This is a genomic window from Micromonospora sp. NPDC048894, assembly GCF_040649765.1.
Lineage (GTDB): Bacteria > Actinomycetota > Actinomycetes > Mycobacteriales > Micromonosporaceae > Micromonospora > Micromonospora antibiotica.
The window spans coordinates 44209-69374 of sequence record NZ_JBEZFY010000009.1; the positions used below are offsets into that span (position 1 = coordinate 44209).

Annotated in this window: 21 protein-coding genes and 1 tRNA gene; 9 read left to right on the plus strand and 13 right to left on the minus strand. The window is 72.6% G+C overall.

The genetic code is table 11. From position 1 onward, the window contains the following. Window positions 1-37: 37 nt before the first annotated feature. Both AB0C22_RS20345 and AB0C22_RS20350 read left to right on the plus strand, forming a co-directional pair. Window positions 38-559, plus strand: a complete 522-nt coding sequence (locus AB0C22_RS20345) for an MSMEG_6728 family protein (protein ID WP_357536403.1) — start codon at window positions 38-40, stop codon at window positions 557-559. Between the two features lie 58 nt (window positions 560-617). Next, window positions 618-2144 (plus strand): FAD-dependent oxidoreductase, encoded by a 1527-nt coding sequence (locus AB0C22_RS20350; RefSeq protein WP_219464993.1) that lies wholly within the window; start codon window positions 618-620, stop codon window positions 2142-2144. 55 nt (window positions 2145-2199) lie between these two features. On the opposite strand, the gene adhE is transcribed toward AB0C22_RS20350, so the two are convergent. Beyond that, entirely contained in the window at window positions 2200-4773 is a 2574-nt protein-coding gene (adhE, locus tag AB0C22_RS20355; protein WP_357536406.1) for a bifunctional acetaldehyde-CoA/alcohol dehydrogenase, read from the minus strand. Window positions 4774-4993: 220 nt separating this feature from the next. On the opposite strand from adhE, the gene AB0C22_RS20360 reads away from it, so the two are divergent. Together AB0C22_RS20360 and AB0C22_RS20365 are read left to right on the plus strand one after the other, a co-directional pair. Then, complete coding sequence (locus AB0C22_RS20360; protein ID WP_357536408.1) at window positions 4994-5962, plus strand: hypothetical protein; 969 nt, start codon at window positions 4994-4996, stop codon at window positions 5960-5962. 520 nt (window positions 5963-6482) lie between these two features. Continuing rightward, window positions 6483-6926: an HNH endonuclease gene (locus AB0C22_RS20365; protein WP_219464999.1), complete on the plus strand. Its 444-nt coding sequence runs from the start codon at window positions 6483-6485 to the stop codon at window positions 6924-6926. Window positions 6927-7043: 117 nt separating this feature from the next. On the opposite strand, the gene AB0C22_RS20370 is transcribed toward AB0C22_RS20365, so the two are convergent. Both AB0C22_RS20370 and AB0C22_RS20375 read right to left on the minus strand, forming a co-directional pair. Further along, window positions 7044-7814, minus strand: coding sequence for an enoyl-CoA hydratase/isomerase family protein (locus AB0C22_RS20370; protein ID WP_357536410.1), 771 nt, complete (start codon window positions 7812-7814; stop codon window positions 7044-7046). Window positions 7815-7929: 115 nt separating this feature from the next. Further along, entirely contained in the window at window positions 7930-10317 is a 2388-nt protein-coding gene (locus AB0C22_RS20375) for a M4 family metallopeptidase (RefSeq protein WP_357536412.1), read from the minus strand. Window positions 10318-10485: 168 nt separating this feature from the next. Here AB0C22_RS20375 and AB0C22_RS20380 point away from each other — a divergent pair, with 168 nt between their 5' ends. Both AB0C22_RS20380 and AB0C22_RS20385 read left to right on the plus strand, forming a co-directional pair. Continuing rightward, window positions 10486-11073, plus strand: a complete 588-nt coding sequence (locus AB0C22_RS20380) for a hypothetical protein (RefSeq protein ID WP_357536414.1) — start codon at window positions 10486-10488, stop codon at window positions 11071-11073. Between the two features lie 187 nt (window positions 11074-11260). Then, window positions 11261-11956, plus strand: a complete 696-nt coding sequence (locus tag AB0C22_RS20385; RefSeq protein ID WP_357536416.1) for a hypothetical protein — start codon at window positions 11261-11263, stop codon at window positions 11954-11956. Between the two features lie 10 nt (window positions 11957-11966). On the opposite strand, the gene AB0C22_RS20390 is transcribed toward AB0C22_RS20385, so the two are convergent. The 5 genes from AB0C22_RS20390 to AB0C22_RS20410 form a co-directional block, all read right to left on the minus strand. Next, window positions 11967-12389, minus strand: a complete 423-nt coding sequence (locus AB0C22_RS20390) for an ASCH domain-containing protein (RefSeq protein WP_219465006.1) — start codon at window positions 12387-12389, stop codon at window positions 11967-11969. A 190-nt stretch (window positions 12390-12579) separates the two neighbouring features. Next, window positions 12580-12999, minus strand: a complete 420-nt coding sequence (locus AB0C22_RS20395; RefSeq protein WP_091247537.1) for a VOC family protein — start codon at window positions 12997-12999, stop codon at window positions 12580-12582. Window positions 13000-13034: 35 nt separating this feature from the next. Then, window positions 13035-13427: an AraC family transcriptional regulator gene (locus tag AB0C22_RS20400; protein ID WP_357536419.1), complete on the minus strand. Its 393-nt coding sequence runs from the start codon at window positions 13425-13427 to the stop codon at window positions 13035-13037. Between the two features lie 122 nt (window positions 13428-13549). Continuing rightward, the gene (locus AB0C22_RS20405; protein ID WP_219465009.1) at window positions 13550-14647 is read right to left on the minus strand and encodes a hypothetical protein; all 1098 of its coding nucleotides are present in this window, start codon (window positions 14645-14647) and stop codon (window positions 13550-13552) included. A 169-nt stretch (window positions 14648-14816) separates the two neighbouring features. Further along, window positions 14817-14893: transfer RNA gene (locus tag AB0C22_RS20410), tRNA-Thr, on the minus strand. A 366-nt stretch (window positions 14894-15259) separates the two neighbouring features. On the opposite strand from AB0C22_RS20410, the gene ugpC reads away from it, so the two are divergent. Continuing rightward, complete coding sequence (ugpC, locus tag AB0C22_RS20415; protein ID WP_219465011.1) at window positions 15260-16351, plus strand: sn-glycerol-3-phosphate ABC transporter ATP-binding protein UgpC; 1092 nt, start codon at window positions 15260-15262, stop codon at window positions 16349-16351. A gap of 221 nt (window positions 16352-16572) precedes the next feature. Here ugpC and rlmB read toward each other — a convergent pair whose 3' ends face one another. Next, entirely contained in the window at window positions 16573-17739 is a 1167-nt protein-coding gene (rlmB, locus tag AB0C22_RS20420) for a 23S rRNA (guanosine(2251)-2'-O)-methyltransferase RlmB (RefSeq protein ID WP_219465013.1), read from the minus strand. Further along, the gene (gene cysS, locus AB0C22_RS20425; RefSeq protein ID WP_219465014.1) at window positions 17739-19154 is read right to left on the minus strand and encodes a cysteine--tRNA ligase; all 1416 of its coding nucleotides are present in this window, start codon (window positions 19152-19154) and stop codon (window positions 17739-17741) included. The genes rlmB and cysS overlap by 1 nt, the downstream gene beginning before the upstream one ends. A gap of 62 nt (window positions 19155-19216) precedes the next feature. Here cysS and AB0C22_RS20430 point away from each other — a divergent pair, with 62 nt between their 5' ends. Both AB0C22_RS20430 and AB0C22_RS20435 read left to right on the plus strand, forming a co-directional pair. Beyond that, window positions 19217-19891: a helix-turn-helix domain-containing protein gene (locus AB0C22_RS20430; protein ID WP_219465015.1), complete on the plus strand. Its 675-nt coding sequence runs from the start codon at window positions 19217-19219 to the stop codon at window positions 19889-19891. A 299-nt stretch (window positions 19892-20190) separates the two neighbouring features. Beyond that, window positions 20191-21318: a hypothetical protein gene (locus AB0C22_RS20435; RefSeq protein ID WP_357536422.1), complete on the plus strand. Its 1128-nt coding sequence runs from the start codon at window positions 20191-20193 to the stop codon at window positions 21316-21318. 198 nt (window positions 21319-21516) lie between these two features. On the opposite strand, the gene AB0C22_RS20440 is transcribed toward AB0C22_RS20435, so the two are convergent. From AB0C22_RS20440 to AB0C22_RS20450, 3 genes are all read right to left on the minus strand, one after another. Then, window positions 21517-23208, minus strand: a complete 1692-nt coding sequence (locus AB0C22_RS20440) for a S8 family serine peptidase (protein WP_357536423.1) — start codon at window positions 23206-23208, stop codon at window positions 21517-21519. Between the two features lie 89 nt (window positions 23209-23297). Next, on the minus strand, window positions 23298-23987 hold the full coding sequence (locus AB0C22_RS20445) for an HAD family hydrolase (protein WP_357536424.1): 690 nt from the start codon (window positions 23985-23987) through the stop codon (window positions 23298-23300). Between the two features lie 187 nt (window positions 23988-24174). Next, window positions 24175-25137 (minus strand): EamA family transporter, encoded by a 963-nt coding sequence (locus AB0C22_RS20450; RefSeq protein WP_219465019.1) that lies wholly within the window; start codon window positions 25135-25137, stop codon window positions 24175-24177. Window positions 25138-25166 lie beyond the last annotated feature (29 nt).

Below are 25166 nucleotides of genomic sequence, written 5' to 3' on the forward strand. Positions count from 1 at the left end.
AGGCATGGTGGGCGTGGCGGCGGGTAGAGCAGCGGGCGTGCAGACGTTCCTGCCGTACCCGGACTTTCTGGCCAGCGCGCGGTCCCTCGACCAGCGGCGGCTGGGCAAGCAGCGGGTGGAGGCGCTCCAGGTGCTGCGCGGGCTGACCCGGCCGGGGTACGGCTGGCGCAACCACCCGGCGGTGAAGATGTGGGCCGGCTACGAGGAGGCGCTGACCCGGTACGGGCTGGACGTGTGCGCGGTCTGGTCGGCGGCGGGCCGGGCGGACACCTGCGCGTCGACCCTGGTCACCGACCTGACCGCCGCCCGGGGCGACGGCCGGGTCCGCAGCCAGGCCGAGCTGGCCGCCGCCGGTGAGTTGCCACCCTGGCTGGGTCGTGAGGACCTGCACCGCAGCCACCGGTCGGCGCTGCTGCGCAAGGACCCGGAGCACTACCGCCCGCAGTTCGGCGACGTGCCGTCCGATCTGGAGTACGTCTGGCCGCCGTCCGACCGTCCCCCGCTCGCCGCCGCCAGCCGACCCGCCGACGCCTCCGGTGGCGGTGCCGCACCGTCCTGACCGGGCCGGATCGGGCCTGGTCGGGCAGACTGGGGGTCCCTCGGGTCGGAAGGTGCACATGGCGCTGTCGCAGAAGCTGGGCCGGCTCATCGGCGTACGCGAGCATGTGGTGGACCCGGGCGGGGGTGGCGCCCCCCGGGTGGTCCGGCCGACCACGGCCGTGGTGGTGGGCGGCGGGATCGCCGGCATGTCGGCGGCGGTGGTGCTCGCCGAACGCGGGGTGGACGTGACGGTGCTGGAGGCCGCGCCGACGCTGGGTGGCCGGCTCGGCGCGTGGCCGGAGGCGCTCGCCGACGGCAGCCAGGTCAACGAGCACGGCTTCCACGCGTTCTTCCGGCAGTACTACAACTGGCGGTCGATCCTGCGGCGGGTCGATCCGACGCTCGGTTTCCTCAAGCCGATCCCCGGCTATCCGATCCTGTCCGCGCAGTGGCCCACCGAGGAGTTCGGCCGGCTGCCCCCGGCCCCGCCGGCCAACCTGCTCGCGTTACTGCTGCGCAGCCCCAGCCTGCGCCTGGCCGACCTGCGCACCATGGACCGGGACGCCGCGCTGCCGCTGCTCAGCTACGACCCGGTGCGCACCTACGCCGAGTTCGACGACACCACCGCCGACGCGCTGCTCGCCTCGCTGAAGCTGCCGGACCGGGCGCGGGCGATGCTGTTCGAGGTCTTCTCGCACTCGTTCTTCAACCACGAGACCGAGATGTCGGCCGCCGAGATGATCGCCCAGTTCCACTTCTATCTGCTGGGCAACCCGGAGGGGTTGGCGTTCGACTGCCCCGACGAGGACTACGCCACGGCGATCTGGCAGCCACTGACCCGGTACGTGGAGCAGCACGGCGGCCGGGTGCACACCGCTTCGGCGGTCGCCCGGCTGGACCGGGAGCCGGACGGCTGGCGGGTGACCACCGCCGACGGCACGGTCCACCCCGCCGGGCAGGTGGTGCTGGCCGTCGACCCGCCCGCGTTGGCGGCGCTGGTCGACGCCTCCCCCGGCCTGGTCGCGGTGGCGCCCGAGCTGGTGGCGCGGATGCCCGCGTTCGGTCGGCCCGGCCCGCCGTACGCGGTGGCGCGGTACTGGCTCGACGGGGACGTCCGGGCCGACCGGGCGGTGTTCAGCGGGGTGTCCCGCCAGCCCACCCTGGACTCGGTGACCCTCTACCACCGGTTGGAGAACGAGTCCCGGCGCTGGGCGCAACGCACCGGCGGCGCGGTGGTGGAGCTGCACGCGTACGCCTGCGACGAGGGGGTGCCGGCCGAGGAGCTGGCCGAACGGATGCGCACCGAACTGGTCACGCTCTGGCCGGAGGTCGCCGGGTTGGGCGTCCGTGAGCTGCGCGCCCGGGTCGAGGCGCAGGCCCCGGCGTTCACCCCGGGCAGCCACCCCGGCCGGCCGGGGGTACGCACCGACGCCGAGGGCCTCTACCTGGCCGGGGACGGCATCGGCACCGACTTCCCCAGCGCGTTGATGGAACGGTCGGCGGCGACCGGGATCATCGCCGCCAACCACATCCTGCGCGCCGCCGGGGCCGCCACCGAGCCGGTCCGCTCGATCCGCCCCCGGGGACTGCTCGCCGGGAAGTGAACCGCCCGCCGAACCCGCCCGGTCCCCTGGCCGGGCGGGCTGTCGGGCCACCCGGTCAGCGCGACGTGCCCTGGTAGGCGTCCCGCATGAGCTGCTGCATGTCGTCGAGCATCGGCATCCGGGGGTTCGCCGGGGCGCACTGGTCCTCGTAGGCGTTGAGGGCCTGCTGTGGCAGCGCCGCCTCGAACGCCGCCCGGTCGACACCGATCGCGGCGAACGACGGTTCGATGCCGACCGCGTCGCGCAGCCGTTCCACCGCCTCGGCCAGCGACGCCACCCCTTGCGCCGGGGTGCCCGCCGGCAGGCCGAGCAGGTTGGCGATGTCGGCGAACCGTTCCGGGGCCCGGTAGCTCTCGTAACGCGGCCAGCCGGACAGCTTCGCCGGGACGGTGCCGTTGTAGCGGATCACGTGCGGCAGCAGCACCGCGTTGGTCCGGCCGTGGGCGATGTGGAACGTCGCGCCGAGGGTGTGCGACATGGCGTGCACGATGCCGAGGAAGGCGCTGCCGAACGCCATCCCGGCGATGGTGCCCGCGTTGTGCATCCGTTCCCGCGCCTCGGGGTCGGCGTCGACCACCGCCCGTTCCAGGTTGGCGAAGATCAGCCGGATGGCGTGCAGGGCGAGCCCGTCGGTGAAGTCGTTCGCGTACACCGACACGTACGCCTCGATGGCGTGGGTGAGGGCGTCGAAGCCGCTGTCGGCGGCGATGGTCGCCGGCATGCTGGCGGTCAGCACCGAGTCGACGATCGCCACGGTCGGGGTGAGCGCGTAGTCGGCCAGCGGGTACTTCTTGCCGGTCCGGTGGTCGGTGATCACCGCGAACGGGGTCACCTCCGCGCCCGTGCCCGACGTGGTCGGTACGCAGACCAGCCGGGCCAGCGCGCCGAGGGTGGGGAAGGTGAAGGCGCGCTTGCGGATGTCGAAGAACTTCTCCCGCATGTCGTCGAAGACCACGTCCGGGTGCTCGTAGCGCAGCCACATCACCTTGGCCGCGTCCATCGCCGAGCCGCCGCCGAGGGCGACGATGGTGTCGGGGCGGAAGGCCCGCATCAGCGCGGCCCCCCGGTCGACGGTGTCGACGCTCGGCTCGGGTTCCACGTCGTCGATGATCTGGAGGGCGATCCGCTCGGGGCGGCGTTGCAGCACCCGGTTGATCCGGTCGACGAAGCCGAGCCGGGTCATGGTGGCGTCGGTGACCACGGTGACCCGGTGCACGTCGGGCATCTCGGCGAGGTAGCGGATCGCGTTCGCCTCGAAGAAGATCTTCGACGGGACCTTGAACCACTGCATGTTGTTGTTCCGCCGGCCGATCCGCTTGATGTTGAGCAGGTTCACCGCCGAGACGTTGTCCGACACCGAGGTACGCCCGTAGCTGCCGCAGCCCAGCGTCAGCGACGGCAGGAACGCGTTGTACATGTCGCCGATGCCGCCCTGCGAGGCCGGCGAGTTCCAGATGATCCTGACTGCCTTGACCCGGCGGCCGAACTCCTCCACCAGCTCCTCGTCGGCGGTGTGGATGACCGCGCTGTGCCCGAGCCCGTGGAACTCGACCATCTGCTCGGCGTACCGTAGGCCCTGCTCGCGGCTGTCGGCGCGCAGCACGGCCAGCACCGGGCAGAGCTTCTCCCGGGTCAGCGGCTCGTCGGGGCCGACCCGGTCGACCGCGACCAGGATGATCGAGGTGTCCGGGGCGACGGTGATCCCGGCGGCGTCGGCGATCCAGGCGGCCGTCCGGCCCACCACGTCGGGGTTGAGCTTCCCGGCGGGGAAAAGCAGCGCCTCCAGCTTCTCCTTCTCCGCCGGGGTCGCCAGGTGGGCGTGCAGGGTGCGGAACTCGTCGATGGCGGCGTCGTGGATCGCCGCGTCGAGGATGACGGCCTGCTCGGAGGCGCAGATCATGCCGTTGTCGAACGACTTGGACAGCACGATGTCGTTGACCGCGCGCTTGAGCTTGGCGCTCGCCTCGATCCAGGCCGGCACGTTGCCCGCGCCCACACCGAGCGCCGGCTTCCCCGCCGAGTAGGCGGCCCGGACCATGGCGTTGCCGCCGGTGGCGAGGATGGTGGCGACCCCGGGGTGGTGCATCAGCGCGGTGGTCGCCTCGACCGACGGCTCCTCGATCCACTGTATGCAGTGCTCGGGCGCTCCGGCGGCGACCGCCGCGTCGCGTACCGTGCGGGCTGCCTCGACGCTGCACCGCTGCGCCGCCGGGTGGAAGGCGAAGATGATCGGGTTGCGGGTCTTGAGCGCCAGCAGCGCCTTGAAGATGGTGGTCGAGGTGGGGTTGGTGACCGGGGTGATCCCGGCGACCACGCCCACCGGGTCGGCGATCTCGACGATGCCGCTGATCTCGTCCCGACTGATCACCCCGACGGTACGGGTCTTCGCCATGCTGTGCGTGACGTGTTCGCAGGCGAAGATGTTCTTCACCGCCTTGTCCTCGAACACCCCCCGACCGGTCTCGGCGACGGCGAGCTGGGCGAGGGCGGCGTGCCGGTCCAGCGCGGCCACCGACGCCTTGCGGACGATGTGGTCGATCTGCTCCTGGTCGTACCGGTCGTAGTCGGCCAGGGCTTTGAGGCCGGCGGCGACCAGGGCGTCGATCGTGGTGGCGAGTTCGGTCGACATGTTTCACCTCGGCGGTTGGCGGCGTCTCGGACACCCTCAGCATCCATCGACGGCCGTCTCGGCGGTGGGGCGCAAGGACCCGTCCGACGGTGGCCAAAGGTCCCGTCGTCACGCCGTCCCGGGTGCCTCCGGTCGGCCGAAGGTCCCGATGTCACCCGGCGAGCACGCAGCGTCGCCTACCCGACACCGTGTCCCGTCGCCCCCGGCCACCATGATTCGCATGACGGGACCGCGAAAGGCCTACACGTTGCTCACCGTGGCCGCCATCGGGGTGGCGGTGCTGGCCTGGCGGATCGGGGTCGACAAGGCCAATGCCCTGGTGGGCCTGGCCGGCGTCTTCGCCGCGAGCGCGCTCGGGCTGTTGTCCCTGTTCAGCGCGATCGACCCACGGCTGTCCCGGGCGGCGGCGGACGCCGCCGCCCTGCCGCCGGGGCCGACCCCGCCCGCGTCCGACGCACCGACCGGAGCAGACGCCACTGCGTCGGCACCGGGGTTGCGCCGCCGCTGGCGACGCTGGCGGCTGCCGGCGGGGATCGCCGCGCTGCTGCTGGTGATCGTCGGTACGGTGGCCGTGTTCTCCTGGCCGACGGACCGCACGCCGGACGCGCGCAGCGCCTCCCCCACGACCTCCGTCGACGCCTCGTCGGCCGACCCCAGCGTCACGGCGACCCCGGTCGGGCCGACACCCACCGTCGATCCGTCCGGGGCGACGCCCACCACCACCCCGGCGATCCCGACCCCCGGGCCGGACGGGCCCACGGCCGGCCCCGGCCCGACCCCCACGACCCGGCCGGCGCCCACCCCCGGGCCGGTCGGGCCGGACTGGGTGCCGCCGAAGGACGCGCCGCACTGGAAGCTGCTCGACGGGGACTCGGTCTACTTCCTGCCGAAGCCCCGACTGGCGAAGGGCACCGGTGCGGGCACCCTGATCTTCCAGGGGAAGGACCACCAGCTCGCCCTCTACAACTGGACCGACGACCCGACCGACCTCAGCTATGAGGGCTGCCGCAACCCGAAGGCGCAGCGGTATTCGAGCATCGACCTCGAACAGCTCGAACCCACCCCGGTCACCTACTGCCAGCCGGACCCGGGCGACCCGACGGTGGTCAACTACGTCCGGATCGACCACAACCGCTACCAGGCGCAGCCGGCCTCGGTCGACGTCACCGTCTGGTCGGTCCGCTCGTAACCTGCCCACGGCATCGACCGGTCTGCACATGGCCGCCCCGGCACCGCCCGGTCGACCTGCCCGTAGCCGTCGGCGGGGTCGCCGCGTGGGCGCGCGGCCGCCCCACGGCGGGGTGGCAGCAGGGCGGGGCTCCGGTCGACCCGCGTCGGGTGCGGGGCCTGGAGCAGCCTGGGCATCGAAATGCGTTGCCCGCCCTCAGCGCCACGCCTACCGTGGTCCGCGCAAGGTCAACCAGTCGAACCGGGAGCACGCCATGACGTCGCCGCACCACACCAGCGCGTGGTCGACGCTACCCATCGACGGTTACCGAGCCGAACACCCCCGGGACGGGAATCCCGACTGACGCGTGCCCGTACGCGCCGGCCGCCCCGTCCCACCTGAGGACCGGGCGGCCTTCGTCGTCCGGGGCCGACACCAGGACCCGGCAGTGGGCCCGTCCGACCCGGTCCCACTCCGGACGGGCGGCCCCGCCGACCGGCCCGACAGACCGATCGACTGCCGACCGTGAGGGGAGAGCCCGGTGGACGCCGTCCTCGTCATCAACGCCGACCTCGGCCCGCTGCACCGGGTCACCGTCCAACATGCGATCCGGATGCTGTGCCGTCGGGTCGCCGAGATCCACGAGGCCGAGCCGGACCGGGTGATCGGGGTCTTCCCCGTCCCCCGGGTGGTCCGCCTCGTCCGGTACGTCGTCACCCGTTGGCGGTTCAGCGCCGGGCCGGCCTGGTCCCGGGCGGGGGTGTTGCGCCGCGACGGTGGGCGGTGCGCGTACTGCGGCGGGCTGGCCGGCACCGTGGACCACGTGCTGCCCCGCTCGCGCGGCGGCCGGAACACCTGGCGGAACACCACCGCCGCCTGCTACGGGTGCAACCAGCGTAAGGGGGACCGGACGCCGGCCGAGGCCGGCATGCCGCTGCGGCGGGAGCCGGCGACGCCGAGCTGGGCGAGCCTCGCCGGGCGGTGACGGGACCGGCCGGCGGGCACAGGGGGTCGCGTCGGGTACGCCCCGGCGCGACGCCCGCCGGCCCTCACCATCCCACCGGCCTCACCACCCGCCGTTGGCAGTCGGGGTGACTGACGGTCAGTGAACGCCCGTCGGAGACCAGGGGAAGTCGGGTGGGCGGCGTTCGTGGTGGGCGGCGACGCCCTCCCGGGCCTCGCCGCTGTCCTGCACCTTGCGGTGCCACCAGGCGATCCTGGCCGGTCCGGCCCGGTCGTCGATGATCTCCTTGGCGGCGGCGACGCTGAGCTGGGAGCGCGCGGCGATGGCGGCGGTGATCGCGGTGACCCGGCCGGTCAGGTCGTCGGCCACCTCGTCGGCCAGGCCGACCCGCAGCGCCCGTTCGGCGTCGATCAACTCGGCGGTGAAGATCAGGAACTTGGCCGTGGACGGGCCGACGAGCCGGGTCAACCGTCGGGTGCTGGGTGCCGGATAGACCAGCCCGAGCCGGGCCGGCGGCACCCCGAAACGGGCGTCCGGGGCGATGATCCGCAGGTCACAGGCGACCGCGAGCAGACAACCACCACCCACACAGGGGCCCTGCACCGCCGCGACGGTGGGCTTGGCGAACGCCGCCAACCGCTCCTCGGCGGCGACCGCGATGCCCGCGTCCCCGTGCTCGTCCAGCAGCTCGTCGAGGGTGCCGAGGTCGGCACCGGCGCAGAACGCCCCGTCGGCACCGGTGAGCACCAGGGCGCGCACGGCCGGGTCGGACTCCAGCCCGTCCAGCAGCACCGGCAGCCGACGCCACATGGCCGGGGTCATCGCGTTGCGCCGGCCCGGGTTCCGGATCGTCACCGTCGCCACCGCGCCGGTCACCCCGACGGTCAACTCCGCGTCCGACACCGCCACCACCCCTCTCGTCGCCGCACCGGCACGTGCCGCGTCGGTGCGGCGACCATAACGGCGCGGGCCCGACGACCACCCGGGAGGGGTGGCCGTCGGGCCCGCTGGCACGACGATCAGGTCAGGAGACGTCGAGCGCGGTGTCGTCGACCACGAAGGACGTCCGCAGCGAGGCGTCCTCGGTGCCGGTGAACTTCAGGGTCACGCTCTGGCCGGCGTACGCGGCCAGCGAGAACGAGCGCTGGGTGTACCCGGTGGCCTTGTTCAGGTTCGAGTAGGTCGCCAGGGTCGCCAGCACGGTGCCGGAGGAGTTGAGCACCTGCACGGTCAGCTTGTCGTACGCGGTGGTGGAGCTGACCTCCCGGGTGTCGATGTGCAGCCAGAAGCTGAAGTTGTACGTCGAGCAGCCGGCCGGCACGCTCACCGACTGGGAGAGCGTCTCGGTCAGGGTGCCACCGGTGCCGCCCAGCCAGGCGTTCCAGGTGCCACCGTGGGTGGGCTGGCTGGTGCCGTTCTGCCCGATGACGCCCGTGCTGGCCGCCCAGACCGTGTTGCCCGACTCGAAGCCGGGGTTGCCCAGGAGCTGGCCGGCGGTGCAGCTGCCACCGACGCTGCTCACGATCAGCGTGTAGCTGGCCGAGTGGGCCACCGCGCCGGTGCCGGTGACCGTCACCGGGTAGCTGCCGGCCGGGGTGCTGGCCGAGGTGGCGATGGTCAGGGTCGACGAGGCGCCCGAGGTCACCGAGGCCGGGCTGAACGACGCGGTCGCGCCGGTCGGCAGGCCGGACGCGGAGAACGTCACGGTCTGCGCGGTGCCGCTGGTGGTCGCGGTGGCGACGGTGGTGGCGACCGAACCGCCCGCGGTCACCGAACCGGAGGTCGGGGAGAGCGAGACGGAGAAGTCGTTACCGGTGGAGGAGCAGGGGGCGTCGCTGCCGGCGACGTTGACCGCGGTCCACGCCGCCTGGACGGCCTTGTACTCCGTGGAGCAGCTGCCGTACAGGTCGGTCGCCGCCTTGAGGCTGTACGCGCGGGCGGTGTTGGCCGGGGTGCTGGTGTTGACGTACGACGTGTTGGAGGTGAAGTACACGTCCAGGGCGCGGAACCAGATCTTCTCGGCCTTCTCCCGGCCGATGCCGGTGACCGCCGGGGCGGAGCCGCAGACCGGCGAGGTGCCGTACGACGTGGCACCGGTGCCCTCGGCGAGGTTGAAGAAGAAGTGGTTGCCGACGCCGGAGGAGTAGTGCACGTCCTTGTTCTTGGTGCTGGTGCTCCAGCACGAGTCGGACGAGCCGTCCAGCGACGGGTTGTACATGTAGCGCAGCGGGGTGCCGTTGCCGTTGATGTTGATCTTCTCGCCGACCTGGTAGTCGCCCGGGTCGCTCGGCGCGGCGGCGTAGAACTCGACCATGTTGCCGAAGATGTCGCTGGTGGCCTCGTTGAGGCCGCCCGACTCGCCGGAGTAGACCAGGCCGGAGACGGCCTCGGTGACGCCGTGGCTCATCTCGTGGCCGGCCACGTCGAGGGAGACCAGCGGCCGGGAGTTGCTGGCGCCGTCGCCGTAGGTCATCTGGGCGCCGTCCCAGAAGGCGTTGACGTAGTTGCGGCCGTAGTGCACCCGGCTGGGCACACCCGTGCCGTTGCCGAAGATGCCGTTGCGGCCGTGCACGTTCTTGAAGTAGTCGAACGTCTTGGCCGCACCGAAGTGGGCGTCGACGCCGGCGGACTGCCGGTTGGTGTTGGTGCCGTCGCCCCAGGCGTTGTCGGCGTCGGTGAACGTGGTGCAGGTGCTGGTGCCGTTGTTCATGTCGCAGGTGCGGCCGTTGCCGTGCGACGGGTCGATCATCTGGTAGGTGCTGCCGGAGAGCGTGGTGTCGATGCTGACCGAGCCGGTGTAGATGCCCTGGCCGCTGCCGACCACGGACTCGATCTCGTCGTGCGCGCCGATGACCCGGCCGGTGCTGGCGTCGGTGATGACGTGCAGCTTCGACGGGGTCTGCTGGTCGGCCTTCCAGCCGGACAGCACGGTCTCCCAGGCGAGCCGGCCCTTACCGGAGGTGGCGTCGACGAACAGTTCCGGCGTACCCACCTCGGTGATCTTGCCGGAGAACGCCTTGCGGGCCGTCGCCTTGGCCGCCGCCGGGCTGATCTTGGCGGTGGTGCCCAGGGCGAGCGGAGCGGACAGGCCGACCGAGGTGCCGGCGAGGGTCCCGTTGGGCGCGGTGTGGATGACGAAGTCACCGCCGTACACCCGCAGACCCTGGTAGGTGCGGGTGTAGCGGACGTGCGCGGCGCCGTTGGCGTCGACCTTGGTGCGGACGGCCTGGTAGGCCTCTCCGCTGGCGCCCTGCACGGCACCGGGGTTGCTGCGCAGCAGACTCTCGGCGCGGGCGGCAGGGGCGGTGTCCGGAGCGGGGGCGGCCGGGGCCGCCTGCGCTGCGGTGGCGACGCAGGTCAGCAATCCGCTGGTGAGCAGAGCTGTGCTGACGGCGGCGAGGGGTCTTTTCACGTGCCCTCCTGGCAAGGGAAAGATGTGACGGGGGTGGTCACGCATGTAGATATAGCGATACATCGAAGAAAAGAGAAGGGATGGAACGGTTCCATGACACGACACTGGCCGAACGGAGGAGGCACCTTGCCCAGGGAACCGATTGACGTCGATGCGCGTCGGAACGGCATGAGATCATCCGCCCTGGTCCTGACCACGATCACGGTTTCCCTCGGCCTGCTGACCGGCTGCTCAGCGAGTGACCCGGGCTCACCCGCGACGCCGTCCACCGCCCCCACCGGGACGGCCACCACCCCCGGCACCCCGACCACCACCACCCCCGCCGCTCCGACCGCCGCGGCCGGTGGCGTCACCCCGGGCGCGACGACCGAGGCCGGCACCACGCGGGGCCCCGGGGGCACCGGGTCCGCCACCACCGTCGACCGGGTCACCCTGACCCGCTCCGGAGGTTTCGCCGGGAACCGCGACACGGTGACCGTCGAGCCCGACGGTCGGTGGACCACGACCGACCGGGCCGGCACGACCCGTACCGGCCAGCTCACCCCGGCACAGCTCGACCAGCTCCGGACGCTCACCGGCCCGGCCACCCGCAGCCGCGGCGGCCCGCCCGACGGCCGCTGCGCGGACACCTACTCCTACCAACTCACCGTCGGGACCCGCATCGTCGAGTGGTCCGACTGCCCGAGCGGTCCGCAACCGCCGGCCGCCGCACCCCAACTGGCCGCCCTGCTGCTGAAGACCACCACGACCGGCTGACCACCGACGCGGTGGCCGTCGACCCTCCGAGCGGGCACCGCACCCGACCCCGGGTGCGGTGCCCGACCACACCCGATTCCGCCGCCCCGGACCGGAGAACCGCCCACCGTGAAATCGGGGGACCGACGACAAACCGGGGCGACACTGGTCGGATAACCTACCCGCTCCGATTCCCGCGAGGAGCGTTGTGCCGAAGAGACGACCCGCCGGTCCGCGCCGCCCGCTCGACCCGGCCGATCCGCGCCGCCCGGCCAGCCCGGCCGGTGCGCGTCGACCGGTCGGCCCGGCCGAGGTGCGCCACCAGGCCGGCCCGCGTCGACCGGTCGGCCCGGCCGGGGTGCTGCCGGCGGTGGTCGCCGCCGTCCTGGTCTCCGGTTGCGCGGTGGCCGACGCCGGGCAGCCGGCGGACCCCGCCCCGACAGCGGCGGCACGGACGCTGCGGACCCCGGACACCCTGCTCGGTCTGCCCCGCTCGGGTGCCCCGCTGCCGGCCGGACTGCCCCGGTTCCGGCTGAACGAGTTGGCCCAGGAGGCCAGCCCGGCCACCAGCACCGTCGAGAGAACGTACGGCCGGGGCCGGAACGGCCCCGAGACGATCATCGTGAGCGCCGTCTCGGGCCGGATCACCGACCCGCAGGCCACCCTGGCCCGACTACTCAAGCCGTACCGGATTCCGAAGCTCAGGACGGTGGAGTTCGGCCGGTTCGGCGGCGAGGCCCGCTGCGGGCGGGGCCGGACCGCCGACGAGGGTCATCTCACCGCCTGCGCCTGGGCCGACCCGGAGATCGCCGGGGTGGTGGTTTTCCTGACCGCCACCAAGCAGCCCGACCGCAAGGAGGACTTCCTGGCGGTACGCGACGAGCTGGAACAGCCCACCGGCTGACCGGCCAGCCTCACCCGACCACCCGGAAACGCTCGGCCACGGCGACGGTGTCGTCGTCCACCCGGAACCCGGGGTCACCGAGCCAGCCCAGATAGTCCGACCCGTGCCAGTACCCCTCATGGCCGGCCCGCCAGGCCGCCACCGAGTCGTACCCCTCGCCCTCGTCCCGGGCGTGATCGAGGTCGACGTCACCGAGCCGGACCAGCCGTACCTCGGTCAACTCGATCACCGCGACCGGACGGTCGGCGGAGTCGACCACCACCGCCCGGTCACCCACGACGGGCAACGGCTCACCGTCACGCTCGTAATCCTGGAGCAGCCCGGTGGTGGAGGTCTTCTCCCCGCTGAGCACGGCGGCGACGAGCTGGTCGCGCAGCGGACCGGGAAAGGCGAACTCACACTTCGGCAGATCGGGAAAACTCGGCGTGGTCATCGGGCGACGGTAGCCGCCGGCCCCGCCACCCACACCCGGTATTCCGGCGGCCCCGGGCGCAGCGCCCACCGTCGGCCGCACGACCCTCCTGCTCGCCGTGCCGGGCCAGGTAGAGCAGCCGCACACCCGTCGCCACCTCGTCAGGCTCGGGAGGCGCGAGCGTAACCCGCGCTTCCCGACCACGCCGCCCTCAGGCCCGGGGGAACATCTGGCCGATGCGGATCCGGTTGCCGAACGGGTCCCGGATGCCGAAGTCGATGCCGTACGGGCGCTCGGTCGGCTCGTCGGTGATGTCGACGCCCTTGCCGACCAGATCCTCGTACGTCTTGTGGGCGTCGTCGGTGGTGATGCTCAGCCACCCGCCGATCGCGCCCTTGGTCAGCAGCTCCCGGACCTGCTCGGCGGTCGCCGGGTCCAGCGCGGGCGGGCCGGGCTTCTCCAGCAGCACCTCCCGCTGCGGATCGCCGGGCACGTTGACCGTCAGCCACCGCATGAAGCCCAGATCCTGGTCGGTATTGACCTCGAAGCCCAGCTTGCCGACATAGAAGTCGAGCGCCTCGTCCTGGTCGAGGACGTAGAGCTGGGACCGGGTGATCGCGTTCATCGTCATGCCGGGAACGCTATGCCAGGCCCCTGACCTGCTGCTTATCCAAAACTGCTGGGCCTGGTCCAGGCCTTGGCGAAGCAACTCGGCACCGGCCCGTCGCCCGCCGACCGGCTGCTGCGGTATCCGGTGGGCGACTCGCCGACGATCTGCCGGAAGGTACGGCTGAACGAGCCGAGACTGCTGAACCCGACGGCGTAACAGATCTCGGTGACGTCCCAGTCGGTCTCCACCAGCATCGACATCGCCCGTTCCACCCGACGTCGTTGCAGGTAGCGGTGCGGGGTCTCGCCGAAGGTGGCCCGGAAGGTGCGGATGAAGTGCGCCTCGGAGACCAGCGCGATCCGGGCCAGCGCCGGGATGTCCAGTGGTTCGGCGTACGCCCGGTCCATCGCGTCCCGGGCCCGCAACATGGCCCGGTTCGACTGCTCCACCGCACGACTCATCGGCCCCCGCCCGTCGTCCTAGCCCCGCGCCGACCAGGCTACCCAGCCGGACCGACCGGCGGGGCCCCGCCGCGACCGGCGACGATGCGTCCTGCGGAGATCCGGACCGCTCAGCAGCCGCTCCACCGGACCGGGAAGGAGACCTGCCGGCCGGCGGCCCGGCCGACGACCAGACCGTTGTCGGCGATCGCCTCGGCGACGACGCGGGTCACCGGGTCCGAGACGACGCTGCGCAGCGGCACCCGACGGTCAAGGTGATCGACCACCGAGTCGGAGAGCAGTCCACCGGATGCGTTGACGCCCGTCATTGCGATCAGTCCCGGTCTGACCGGCGTCGCCACCCCGGTGCGCAGGTCCCAGCGCACCATCTGCCCGTACTGCCCGTCCGCCGTGTCGGCGACCTGGCCGACCGCCCAGTTCCCCCGGGCCACCCGCACCGTCGACTTCACCGCGCCGGGCGCGGTGAGCCGGTCGACCCGTCCGTCGGGACGACGCACCCAGGCGACGGGCGGCGGGGCGACCCCGCGCTCCCCGCCGGCACCACGCGCACCGGGACCACGCACTCCGGGACCGTGCGCTCCGGGACCGTGCGACGAACGGTCCTCCTCGCCGGGGACCTCGCCGACGATGGTGCCGTCGTCGAGGATCGCCACCGGGAGGCCGCCGGGCTCGAGAACCTCGACGGTGTCCGGCCGGTCGACCGGCCAGCGCAGGGTCACCGGCTCCTCCAGGTAGCCGCCGAAGCCGACGATGTCCCCCCGGCTGTTGACGGCCGTGACATAGCCGCCGATCCCGCTCGGCGGCAGGGGCAGCCACTCCACCCGGCCGTCCCGGAAACGCCACGGTCGGTTGCCGGCACCGGTGGAGCTGTCACCGACCAGGACGCCGTGCCGGTTGACGGCCACCAGCAGCCCGGGTGATCTCGTCAACACGGTGACGCGGGGACCGTCCCACCGCACCAGCACCGGCTCCTGCCCCTGGTCGGTGGCCCGCCGACCGGTGCCGACGATGAACCGGCCGGCCGGGTCGACGAACATCGCGTCCCAGGCCAGGCCCCCACCGGCCGGCAGGGGCAGCGGATGCATCAGGCAGGCCGGGACACTGCCCGTCCTCGGCGCGGCCATGGCGACGCCGGGCGCGAGCAACGTCGCCGCCAGCAGACCGGCGGTGAGGATGGTGCACAGTCGACGCGGGGCGATAAGGATCATGAGGCAGCCCGTCTCAGCCGGTGGGGTGGGTCCTTCCACTCAACCAGCTCGATTCATCCACCGGAAGTGACCATTCGGTCACGCAGGGCGGAGGTGGCGGCAGGAGCGTGCCCGGCGGGTGTCGACGGATCGACAGGCGGCAACGCCAATGGCGGCCGTGCTGTGGAATTGGAGCCCCCGGCCGGGATCGAACCGGCGACATCTCGCTTACAAGGCGAGTGCTCTGGCCAGCTGAGCTACAGGGGCGCGTGGTGCGACGTCAGCATAGCGACTGACGTCGGGAAATCCCGGCCGGCAGGGTCCCCGAGCATGGAAAACGTCAATCTTCTGCCCGTCCCACCGACGAATCGGCGTACCGCACGCCCGTCAGGCGAGGGGATTGATGCCCGGCCGTGCCCGCCTGACCGAAATGCGTATGCCGTCCGTCCCACTCGATGTATCCCGTCTTGGCACGGCTGGAAATCCCGTTTACCGTGCAGTGACACGGATGACACCCGGGGTCGGCTGCGGCTGCCTCCCGGAGGTGGTCCGTGGGTCGGCACCGTGGGTGCCGACAGCTCCTTCACTCGGATCGTCCGGCACGTTCCTGCCGGTGAAAGGAAGCGCACCACCATGGCTACGGTCACGTACGCGAAGGCCTCCCGGATCTACCCGGGCACCGAACGCCCCGCGGTCAACCAGCTCGACCTCCAGATCGGCGACGGGGAGTTCCTCGTCCTGGTCGGTCCGTCGGGTTGCGGCAAGTCCACCAGCCTGCGGATGCTCGCCGGCCTGGAGGACGTCGACGACGGCGCGATCTACATCGACGAGCGGGACGTCACCCACCTCCCGCCGAAGGCCCGCGACATCGCGATGGTCTTCCAGAACTACGCCCTCTACCCGCACATGTCGGTGTACGAGAACATGGCGTTCGCCCTCAAGCTGCGCAAGACCCCCAAGGCCGAGATCGACCGTCGGGTCAAGGAGGCCGCCGGCCTGCTCCAGCTGGAGGAGTACCTCAGCCGCAAGCCGAAGGCGCTCTCCGGTGGTCAGCGCCAGCGCGTCGCGATGGGCCGGGCGATCGTCCGCGAGCCGCAGGTCTTCCTCATGGACGAGCCGCTGTCGAACCTCGACGCCAAGCTCCGCGTGCAGACCCGTACCCAGATCGCCTCGCTCCAGGCGAAGCTCGGCATCACCACGGTCTACGTCACCCACGACCAGGTCGAGGCCATGACCATGGGCCACCGGGTGGCGGTCATGCTCGACGGCGTCCTGCAGCAGGTGGACACCCCCCGGGCGCTCTACGACACCCCGGCCAACGTCTTCGTCGCCGGTTTCATGGGCTCCCCCGCCATGAACATCAAGACCGTTCCGCTCAACGAGCGGGGCGCGGCCTTCGCCGAGCTGCACATCCCGCTGACCCGCGAGCAGGTCGAGGCGGCCCGGGGCGAGGGTGGCAACGACAAGGTCACCGTCGGCTTCCGGCCGGAGGACTGCGACCTGGTCAGCCCGACCGAGGGCGGCATGCCGGTCGTGGTCGAGCTGGTCGAGGACCTCGGCTCGGACGCCAACGTCTACGGTCACGCCGCGCTGGAGGGCCACGAGGAGCGTTTCGTGGTCCGCACCGACCGGCGGACCATGCCGAACATGGGTGACACCGTGTTCGTCAAGCCGCGTGCCGGCCGCAACCACGTCTTCAACGCGGCCACCGGCCAGCGCATCTGATTCCACCACGCGAAAGGGGCGGTCCGCTTCGGCGGACCGCCCCTTTCTTCGTCTGTCGTCCCCCGGCCGTGCCGGCGGGTGACCGCCCCGGGACGGCCGGGTTCGCACCGGAGCCAGCGGCCGGTCTACCCGGCCGGGTTCGCACCGGAGCCAGCGGCCGGTCTACCCGGCCGGGTTCGTACCGGTGCCGGCGGCCGGGTCGCACCGGTGCCAGCGGCCGGTCAGCCTTCCGCAGCGCGGCGGCGGGCCACCTCGGCGAGGGTGACGGCGGCGGCGACGCTGGCGTTCAGCGACTCCACTTCGGAGATCATCGGGATGCTGACGGTCAGGTCGCAGGTCTCCCCGACCAGCCGGGACAGGCCACGCCCCTCGGAGCCGACCACCACGACCAGCGGACCGACGGCCGCCTCCAGGTCGTACAGGTCGGTGTCGCCGTCGGCGTCCAGGCCGACCACCATGAAGCCGGCCTCCTGGCACGCCTTGAGCGACCGGGTCAGGTTGGTGACCTGGGCGACCGGCACCCGCGCCGCCGCACCGGCACTGGTCCGCCAGGCGGTCGCGGTGATCCCGGCGGCCCTACGCTCGGGTACGAAGACACCCTGCGCACCGAACGCGGCAGCCGACCGGATCACCGCACCCAGGTTGCGCGGGTCGGTGACCCCGTCCAGCGCGACCAGCAGCGGAGCAGCCTGCTCCAGCGCGACGGCCACCAGGTCCTCGAAGGTCTCGTAGGCGAACGGCGGCACCTGGAGGCCGACGCCCTGGTGCAGCACACCGCCGGTCATCCGGTCCAGCTCGGCCCGGCTGATCTCCAGGATGGCGATGCCCCGGTCGGCGGCCGTCCGGGTGATCTCGTTGATCCGGTCGTCGGCGTCGATGCCCTGCGCGGAATACAGCGCGGTCGCCGGCACCTGGGCGCGCAACGCCTCCAGCACCGGGTTCCGGCCGACGAGCAGCTCCGGGGTGTCCCGGGACGGGTTCGACTTACGCCCCGGCGCGACCCGGGGACCACCACGGCCCGTACCCGCGCCGGCCCGACCGCCTGCGCCACCGCGACCCGTACCCGCGCCACCGCGACCGCCCGCGCCGGCCCGGACCGGGGCCATCCCCCGGGTGCCCTTGCCCCAGGTGGTGTCCTTGGTGCCGGGCTGGCCGATCTTGGGGGCCCGGCCCTCCTCGACCGCCGCCCTGCGCTCCTTGTCCTGCTTCCAGGCGGTGCGCTGGGGCAGCTTCTCGGTGCCCGAGTACGCCTTGTGCCAGGGTCGCTCGTCGGCGGGCAGGGTCTTGCCCCGACCCGCGAGGGAGTCCTTGTTCTTGCCACCGGAGCCCTTGGGGGCACCCGCCTTCGGCGTCAGTCGCCGGCCACGGCGCTGCGAGTTGCCGGCCATCAGTCCTGCTCTCCAATAGTCCAACGGGGGCCCTGGGGGGTGTCCTCGACGACCACGCCGGCCAGCTTGAGCTGGTCGCGGACAGCGTCGGCGGCAGCCCAGTCCTTACGGCTGCGGGCCTGCGCGCGCTGCTCCAGGGCCAGCGCGATCAGGGAGTCCACCACGCCGCGCAGGTCGTCGGCACGGCCGCCGCCGGCCCAGGCCGGGTCGAGGGGGTCCACACCGAGGATATCCAGCATCGCCCGGGTGGCGGCGAGGGTGGTGCGGACGGTCACATCGTCCCCCTCGGCCAGCGCGGTGTTGCCGTCACGCAGCGTCGCCTGGAGGACGGCCAGTGCGGCGGAGGTGTTGAGGTCGTCGTCCATCGCGGCGACGTAAGCCGCCGGCAGCTCCCCGAACTGCCCCGGGCCGACCCGCTCGACGGCCCGCTGGACGAACCCCTCGATCCGCCGGTAGGCCACCGCCGCCTCGCGCAGCGCGTCCTCCGAGTAGTCGATCCGGGACCGGTAGTGCGCCGCCGCGTAGTAGTAACGCAGCTCCACCGGGCGCACCCCGAGCGAGTCGACATAGCTCAGGTCGAGGGCGTTGCCGAGCGACTTGCCCATCTTGGCGCCGCCGATGCTGAGCAGCCCGTGGTGCACCCACCAGCGGGCGAAGGGCAGCCCGGCGGCCTGCGACTGGGCGATCTCGTTCTCGTGATGCGGGAAGATCAGGTCGAGCCCACCGCCGTGGATGTCGAACTCGGCCCCGAGGTAACGCTGGCACATCGCCGAGCACTCGATGTGCCAGCCGGGGCGGCCCCGGCCCCACGGGGACGGCCAGTAGGCGTCGGCCGGCTCGTCCGGCTTGACGCCCTTCCACAGCGCGAAGTCCCGGGGGTCCCGCTTGCCCCGCTCGGGGGCGTCCCCGGCGGACTGCATGTCGTCCGGCGACTGACCGGACAGCGACCCGTACGCCGGCCAGGAGGCCACGTCGAAGTAGACGTCGCCGGAGCCGTCGGTGGCCGGGTAGGCGTGCCCGGTCTCGATCAGCCGGGCGATCAGCTCGTGCATCTCCGGGATGTGCCCGGTGGCCCGCGGCTCGTACGTCGGCGGCAGCACGTTCAGCGCCCGGTAGGACCGGGCCAACGCCAGCTCGTTGGCGTACGCGATGGACCAGAACGGACGGCCCTGCTCCTGCGCCTTGACGAGGACCTTGTCGTCGATGTCGGTCACGTTGCGGATGAAGGTGACCTCGAAGCCGGCGGCCGACAGCCAGCGCCGCAACACGTCGTAGTTGACACCGGAGCGAAGGTGACCGATGTGCGGCGGGGCCTGGAGGGTGAGACCACACAGGTAGACCCCCACCTTGCCGGATTCCCGCGGGACGAAGTCCCGCACCGATCGGGTGGCGGTGTCATACAGGCGTAGCGTCACCGTACAAGGGTAGCTGTCCGTGCTCCCCGGGGTCTGCCCGAGCCGGGTCGTACGCTCCTGCTGTGGAGACGACGGCCCCCGGCGAGCCGGGCAACCAGACGCCTGCGGGTGGCGAGACGGCGCAGACCCTGGACCGGGGCCTGCGCCTGCTGCACCTGGTCGCCGACGCGTCGACCGGGCTGACCGTCACCGAGGCCGCCCACCGGCTCGGCATCGGCCGGGCCGCCGTCTACCGGCTGGTCGGCGCGCTGACCGGGCACGGGATGCTGCGCCGGGGCGGTGACGGTCGGTTGCGTCTCGGTGTCGGCGTGCTGCACCTGGCCCGGCGGGCCCAACCGCTGCTCGCCGAAGGGGCGCTGCCCGCGCTGCGGCGGCTCGCCGAGCAGACCGGGGCGACCGCGCACCTGACCGTGGTGGAGGGCGGCGAAGGGGTGGCCCTGGCCGTGGTCGAGCCGAGCTGGACGTCGTTCCACGTGGCGTACCGGCCGGGGACCCGGCACCCGCTGGAACGCGGGGCCGCCGGGCGGGCCGTCCTCGCCGGGCGGGCCGGCCTCACCGCCCCGGTGAGCACCGCCGGGGAACTCCAGGCCGGGGCGTACGGGGTGGCCGCGCCGGTGCTCGGGGTGCCCGGCCTGGAGGCGAGCGTCGGGGTGATCTCGCTGGCCCCGCTGCCGGTCGACACCGTCGGCCCGCAGGTCACCACCGCCGCCCGGACGATCGCCACCGCCCTGTCCTGACCGCCCGCACCGTCGGGAAGAGCGAGGATGATCGACTCACGTGGGCCTTGGTAGCGGTCTCCCGCCGAGTCTCACCCCGCAACTTCGGCCCAGGTGAGTCGATCAAGACGCGCCATCGCCGGCCGCCCACCTGTCCGCGCGACGGAAGGGGGCGGCTGGATCGTGGGCGGCGGATCGGTTGCGCCGCCTTACCACATGGCACGGTGTGAGGGGGCTTGTCCACAGGGGCGGGGGGCGCGGGCGGGCGCGGTTGTCCACAGGGGTGTCGCCGGACGGCCGGGCGGCCCGAGGCTGGTGTCATGCCACCTCAACCGCATCGGCCGGAGGCCCTCGCCTGGCAGGTGTTCCGCGGCTCGGACGCGATCCGGCGTGGCCTGCTCACCCGACACCAACTACGCGGGGCAGCCTGGCTCCGCCTCGGTCACGACGTGTACGCCGACGCCCGCCTCGACCGGGACCACGCCCTGATCTGCCGCGCCGCCATCCTTCGGATGCCCGCCGGATCGGTCATCGCCGGCCCGTCGGCGGCGTATCTGCACGGGGTGGAGCACGCCGCCGGCTTCGGTGACGAGGTGCACGTTCTCGTGCCCCGGGCGGCGCGGGTCGGCTCCCAGGGAGCCACCACGGTCACCTCCCCCGGTGGGGTCCGGCTCGGCTCCCCCGGTGGGGTCCGGCTCGGCTCCCCGGGTGGTATCCGGGTGCACTCGGTAGCCGACCCCGGCGGACCGGCCGGGTCCCGGCGACCGCCCCCGTCCGACCATCACCCTGAAGCCACCCCACTCGACCTCCCCGGGACCGCCAGGCACGACCTCCCTCGGACCACCAGGCTCGACCGCTCTGCAGCCGTCCCACCCGGGCTGCCTGCGGCCACCACGCTCGGCCCGCCTCCGATGCCGCTCAGCCCGCCCCGGTCGTCTCCTGCGCTCGCAGCCTGGGAGACAGCGGCGTGGCTGGAGCCGGTCCGCGCGGTGGGGATCGTCGACGCACTGCTCGGTGGCGGCCTGACCAGCCCGGCCGCGCTCGCCGAGATCGCGCAGCGGTTCGCCGACCGGCGGGGCGGTCGACGGGCCAGCCGGGTCTTCGCCCTGGCCGACCCGGCCGCACAGTCGCCACCCGAGTCGCACCTGCGGGTCCGGCTCGTGCTGGCCGGCCTGCCCCGGCCGGTCGCCCAGCATCCCGTACGGCTGCCGTCCGGTCTGGTGTTGCATCCCGATCTGGCGTGGCCGGAGTTCGGGGTGGCGGTGGAGTACGACGGCCACTGGCACACCGACCCGGACCAGATGCACCGGGACCGCCGCCGGCTCAACCAGTTGATCGCTGCCGGCTGGGTCGTGCTGCATGTGACCAGCCGTCGCCTGCGGGACGACTTCCCCGCCGTGCTCCGCGAGGTGCGCGACGTCCTCGCCCAACGGGGTTGGCGCCGATGATCCACTCCCTTGGGCCGATGTTGCGGTATCCCGCCCACCCCGACACCGCAATATCGCCCCCCCTTGAGTCGATCATCGACGGACCACGACCGGCCAGGGCGGGACGCGGAGGGGCCCGGACGACCTCCGTCGTCCGGGCCCCTCCTGGGAACGTCGAGCGTCAGCCCAGGTGTCGGGCGTCAGCCGGGGTGCCGCGCGTCAGGGAGCGACGTTCGGCTTGAGCGGGCTGCGCACCGCGGCGTTCGCGTCCACGATGCCGTACCCGTAGAAGCCGTTGAAGTTCAGCGACCCGGCGCAGTACGCGTCGAACTCGGCCGAGCGGCCCTCGTTGGCGTAGCTCTGCAGGCGCGGCTCCGGGCAGGCGTGCTCGGCGGCGGTCCGGTAGAGGTGCTGCTCCACCTTGGCCGGCGCCAGGCCGTAGCCGTCCTTCCCCTCCTTCTTGCCCCACTTGCTGACGATCAGCGCGGCGACCCCGCTGACGTGCGGCGACGCCATCGAGGTGCCCTGCAGGTAGGTGTAGTAGCCACACTCACCGGCGGTGGTGCACTGCTTGAACACCGAGTTCTCGAAGCCCGGCACGACGTTGCCGTTCTCGTCGACCGAACCCTCCTCCTGGAGCACCTTCTTCGGGTACGTGGAGAGGATCATGTTGGCGTCGGTGCGGTAGGTGTCGGTGCCGAAGCCGTCGCGGAACCAGCCACCCGGCGCGGCGACCGAGATCTGCTCGGTGCCGTAGTTGGAGTAGTCGGACTTCTTGCCGGACGGTCCGACGGCGGACACGCCGATCACGTGCGGACCCTCCACCGGGAAGTCCCAGCAGCTGTCGTTGTCGATCGGGCGCGGGTACGGGTCGGCGCCGTAGTCCGGGCTGGACACGTCGGTACGGGGTGCGCCGAGGTCCTCGTGGTTGTTGCCGAGCGAGCCGACCAGGGTGACGCCCTTGTTGTGGGCGAAGTTCAGGGCCCGCTTCATCGCCTTGATGACGGCCCGCTGCTCGGCCTGCGACTCGGGCGAGTCGGCCGGGTTGGCGGTGCAGTTGTAGAGCCACGGGTCGACGTAGAACGACATGTTGACCACGTCGAGGCCGGACTTGCCGGCGTGCACCAGGGCGTTGACGACCGGGTTGAGGAAGAAGTATCCCGAGTCCTGGCCGCCCTTGAGCTCCACCAGCGAGACGTTCGGGGCGACACCGGACAGGCCGAAGCCGTTGGCCGCCGCACCGATGGTGCCGGCGACGTGGGTGCCGTGCCCGCCGTCGTCGGTGCCGACCGGGTCGAGGCAGCTCGCCACCTCGCACGGGCCGTCGACGTCGGCGATGTCCGGGGCGAAGTTGCGCGACAGCGCCCAGTTGAAGTTGGGCGCGAGGTCGGGCTGGCTGGCGTCGACGCCGGTGTCCAGGATGCCGACGGTGACCCGCTTGTCGCCCGGCATGACCTTGCGGGCCTTGTCGGCCCCGATCATGCCGAGGCCCCAGAGCTTGTCGTCGAGCGGGTCGAGCTTCTTGCCGTTGGCGTTGCCCTTGGCCTTGACCGCCTGCTTGGTCTGGGTCAGCAGGTTCTCCTGCGCGACCCGGTCCAGCTTGGGCTTACGGCCGATGGCCCGCTGCTCGGCCGCGCCGACCAGCGCGGAAGCGGCGGTGACCCGGCCGGCGAAGTCGGCCCGGTCGCTGGTGACCTGGAACAGACCGACGTCGTCCGTACGGGACACGACGGTGCCACCGGCGGCGCGGATCGCGGCGATCGCCGCGTCCGCCGAGACGCCGTCCTCGGCCACCACGGTGAACGTACGGCTGGTGGTCGGCCCGGCGTTCGCCGGGACGGTCAGGCCGGTCACCGTAAGTGCCAGGGCCGCCGCGGTCGCGACGGCTCCGGCGGTGAAGCGCTTGCTCACCACATCAGATCCTCTCGTTGAGGGACGTGGCAGCCATCCCATAGCACCGGCGGCAATTCCGCCAGATACAAGTCGGATTTGGCCTCGCATCAGGCATTCGTCGGTTGCAGGCTGCGCAGCGCCGCCGGCAACTCGGTGAGCGTGCCTACCTCGGCGTCGGGGCGCACCCCTTCGGGGAGAGGAAGTCCGAGCCGGTTGAGCCAGATGCCGCGCATTCCGGCCTGCTGGGGGCCGAGCACGTCGTGGGAGATCGAGTCGCCGACGTACGCGATCCGTTCCGCCGGCACCCCGGCGGCGGCGACGACCGCGGCGTAGAACGCCGGGTCGGGCTTCTTGGGCAGGCCGCCCTCGTGGGCATACAACTCGAAGGCGAACTCCCCGGGCAGGCCGCAGCGTTCGGCCCGGCTGTTGCCGTTGGTGGCGTACCCGAGGGTGAAGTCGGCGCGCAGGGCGGCCAGCGCCGGCAGGGTGTCGGGGTACGGGTGGCTGAGCGCGTAGCGCCTGGTGAAGAAGAGTTCGGCGAACTCGTCGAGCTGGCCGACCAGCCCGGCCCGGTCGAGGGACCGGGCCAGCGCGGCCCGGCGGATCTCCATCACCGGTGCGGCGGTCATCGACCCGAAGACCGCCTGCCAGTCGGACTCCACCTCGGCGAGGGTCACCCCGGCCGCCACCGGGGTCCGGCGACGCATCTCCTCCAGTACGGCCACCAGGGCGCCGGTGACCGCCGGCCGCAGGTCGATCAGGGTCTCGTCGGCGTCGAACACCACCACGCTGAGCATGCCCGACACCCTCTCACGTCGTCGTACCCGGCCACGCCGAGCAGGTCGCCACCCGGTCACGGCAGCGCCGATCCACCCGACTCAGTTCAGCGCCGCGTGACCGCCCCGGCCCAGGTCATCGCCGCGTGACCGCCCGGCCCAGGTCAGTGCCGGCTCGCCCACCCGGATCAGGGCCCGCTCGTCCGGCTCAGGTCAGGGCCGGCTCGTCCGTCCGCTCCGCCGCCCGTTCGATGCGGCCCTCGCGCAGCTCGTCGAGGCGGACCAGCGCCACCCCGGCGACGATCAGCGCACCCCCGGCGAGCTGCACCGGCACCGGCAGCTCACCCAGCACCAGCCAGGCGATGAGCACCGCGAACATCACCTCGGTCAGCCCGACGAACGACGACAGCCGGGCCCCGAGGATGCGGGTCGCGGCGATCCCGGTCAGGTAGGCCACCACGGCGGCGATCAGTGACAGCCCGGCGATCGGGACGAGCCAGCTGGTGCGCTGCCCGGCGAAGTCGACCGCGCCGAAGGTGGCCCGCAGCGGCAGCACCCCGACCAGGCCGAGCAGGGCCAGCACGGCTGCGCCGACGGCCATCCCGCCGCTGGCCATGGTGACCGAGGGCAGGTCGGCGTCGACCCGCGCGGCGAGGACGAAGTAGCCGGCCAGCCCGACAGCCGCGCCGAGACCCCAGAGCACGCCGACCGGGTCGAGCCGGCCCGCGCCGGTCAGGTCGAGCACCAGGACGAGCCCGGCCAGGGCGGCCAGCGAGCCGACCACGGTGAGCCTGCGGGGGCGCTGCCCGTGCACCAGCCACAGCCAGCCGACCACGAGGATGATGCCGAGGTATTCCAGCAGCAGGGCCACCCCCACCGGCAGGTAGCGGACGGCGTTGAAGAAGCATGCCTGGGCGGTGGCGACGCCGAGCAGACCGAAGACGGTGACCGGGCCGAGGTTGCGGCGCAGCACGCCGGCCCGGCCGCGCAGCGCGAGCACGGCGGGGACGGCCAGCACCAGGGCGGCCAGGCCGACCCGGGCGACCACGACGGCCTCGGCCGACCAGCCGGCCTCGATCAGCGAGCGGGCAAAGGTGCCGGAGGTGGCGAACGTGACGGCGGAGAGCAGGGCGAGCGCCAGCCCGGTGCCGGCGGTGGATCGGTGCGGCATCGGGGCTCCTCGGGCGTGACATCAGCAAA